At 73.2% G+C, this 2,411-nt stretch carries 3 protein-coding genes; 2 read left to right on the top strand and 1 reads right to left on the bottom strand.

Annotated features, from left to right (window positions below):
- Positions 1 to 164: 164 nt before the first annotated feature.
- Positions 165 to 1,094 (top strand): NAD(+) diphosphatase, encoded by a 930-nt coding sequence (nudC, locus tag ACXJKL_RS19355; protein WP_457208628.1) that lies wholly within the window; start codon positions 165 to 167, stop codon positions 1,092 to 1,094.
- A gap of 28 nt (positions 1,095 to 1,122) precedes the next feature.
- Here nudC and ACXJKL_RS19350 read toward each other — a convergent pair whose 3' ends face one another.
- Positions 1,123 to 1,365 carry a mycoredoxin gene (locus tag ACXJKL_RS19350; protein ID WP_457208627.1) on the bottom strand — a complete coding sequence of 81 codons (243 nt, stop codon included), beginning with the start codon at positions 1,363 to 1,365 and terminating at the stop codon, positions 1,123 to 1,125.
- 75 nt (positions 1,366 to 1,440) lie between these two features.
- Here ACXJKL_RS19350 and ACXJKL_RS19345 point away from each other — a divergent pair.
- Positions 1,441 to 2,411 (top strand): ATP-dependent helicase (locus tag ACXJKL_RS19345; RefSeq protein WP_457208626.1); only part of this gene is annotated, 971 nt, incomplete at its 3' end.

Raw genomic sequence — 2,411 nt, 5'->3', positions numbered from 1 at the left:
GTGTAGCAGTCGGCGTCGTCGAGGAAGGTCTCCGCGATCCACCTGGCCCGGAGCGGGTCGCCGGGCATCAGGACGACGGGGGCGATCTCGCCGGGTGCAGCGCCGATGTGGGTGCTCATGGCCACGACCCTAACGACGACACGACCGCCAGTAGCGTGGCGGTCGTGAACGACGCCGAGCCCCAGCGCAGCCTCCCGCACCTCGCCCTCTCCGCCCACGCGCACAACCGCGTGGGCGAGCGTCGTACCGACGACGCCTGGCTCGACGAGCGGTGGGCCGACCCCGGCACCCGGGTCCTGGTCATCGCCGGCAACCGGCTGCGTCCCGTGGACGGCGACGCCGGCTGGGTGACTGCCCACGAGGCCCCGCCGGGGACGCGGGTGCTGCTCGGCGAGCGGGACGGGGAGACACGCTTCGCCGTGCTGGCCGACCCCCAGGACGTCGCGGGCGATCGTGACGAGTGGGTGCCGCTGCGCGGGATGCTGCCCACGCTGGTCGCCGACCCGGGCTCCGCCCCCTGGCTCTTCCACGCCGTCGGCCTGGCCGAGTGGCACTGGGTGACCCGGCACTGCCCGCGCTGCGGCTCCGCGCTCGAGTCGCGGCACGCCGGTCACGAGCTCGAGTGCACCGGGTGCGGACGCCGCCAGTTCCCGCGCACCGACCCGGCCGTGATCATGGCGATCACCCACGGCACACCCGGCTCGGCCGACGAGCGCCTGCTCCTGGGGCACCAGGCCGTGTGGCCCGAGGGCCGCTACTCCACCCTGGCCGGGTTCGTCGAGCCGGGGGAGACCTTCGAGGACGCCGTACGCCGTGAGGTGCTGGAGGAGGTCGGTGTCACCGTCGGCCGCGTCGCCTACTTCGGCAACCAGCCGTGGCCGCTGCCGGCGAGCCTGATGATCGGCTTCCGGGGCGTCGCCACCACCACCGACATCGACGTCGACGGCGCCGAGATCACCGAGGCCCGCTGGTTCACCCGCGAGGAGCTCCGCGCGGGCTGCGAGTCCGGCGAGGTGCTCATCCCCGCGGGCATCTCCATCTCGTCCTCGCTGATCGAGGACTGGTACGGCGCCCCGCTGCCCGGCGGCTGGTGAGCCGGCGGGGGGACCGGGGCCCCGGCGCTCACGCCAGGGCGGCGAGCTTCTCCTTGACCTGGGCCAGGCTCGGGTTGGTCTGCGCCGAGCCGTCGGCGAAGACCAGGGTCGGGACGGTCTGGTTGCCGTTGTTGGCCTGCTCGACGATCAGCGCGGCGTCGGGCTGCTGCTCGATGTCGACCACCGAGTAGGCGATGCCCTCCCGGTCGAGCTGGCCGCGGAGCCGGTGGCAGTAGCCGCACCAGGGGGTGCTGTACATCGTGAAGGTCATGGGTGTCGGTCCTGACGTCTAGGGTTTCGGTGTTCGCCGAGTCCAACCAACCACGCGCAGGAGTTGTTCCACCGCATGCCCGCCCCTACCGACCTCCTGGACGCGCTCGACCCCGAGCAGCGCCGGGTCGCCGAGGCGCTGCGCGGCCCCGTGCGGGTGCTGGCGGGAGCGGGCACGGGCAAGACCCGCGCGATCACCCACCGCATCGCCTACGGCGTCGCCACCGGCCTCTACGTCCCCACCGAGGTCCTCGCGGTCACCTTCACGACCCGGGCGGCCGGTGAGATGCGCGGGCGGCTGCGGGGGCTGGGCGCCGGCGGCGTCCAGGCGCGCACGTTCCACTCCGCGGCCCTGCGCCAGCTGCGCTACTTCTGGCCGCGCGTCCACGGCCACGAGCTGCCCAACCTGATCGAGTCCAAGATCGGCCTGCTGGCCCAGGCCGCGCGCCGCCAGCGCATCAACGCCGACCAGGCGCTGCTGCGCGACCTCGCCAGCGAGATCGAGTGGGCCAAGGTCAGCAACGTCGGTCCCGACGACTACGCCAGGATCGCCCCGACCCGGGGTCGCTCCGTCTCCAGCCTCGACCCGGAGACGGTGGGCCGGGTCTTCGAGGGTTACGAGGAGGTCAAGCGCGGCCAGGGTCGGATGGACATGGAGGACGTCCTGCTGTTCGCGGCCGGGCTCCTCGCCGAGGAGGAGGCTGTCRCGGCCCAGGTCCGCCGGCAGTACAAGTGGCTCGTCGTCGACGAGTTCCAGGACGTCTCACCGCTGCAGTCGGCTCTGCTCGACCTGTGGCTGGGCGGCCGTGACGAGCTCTGCGTCGTGGGCGACCCGGCGCAGACCATCTACTCCTTCGCCGGCGCCAACGCGGCCTACCTGCGCGACTTCACCACCAAGTTCCCCGACGCGACGTCGGTCGAGCTGGTGCGCAACTACCGCTCCACCCCCGAGGTCGTCGCCGCCGCCAACCGCCTGCTCGCGGGCACGTCGAGCAAGGGCGTCGACCTGGTCGCCCAGCGGCCGACGGGCGCGCCGGTGCGCTACAC

This window comes from Nocardioides sp. P5_C9_2 (genome assembly GCF_054049555.1).
The sequence above is the reverse complement of the archived record's forward strand: the minus strand, read 5'-3'. Positions and strand labels throughout refer to the sequence as shown.

Coding starts and splice junctions, on each gene's coding strand:
- ACXJKL_RS19350 (WP_457208627.1), bottom strand. CDS start 1,365: ATGACCTTCACGATGTACAGCACCCCCTGGTGCGGCTACTGCCACCGG.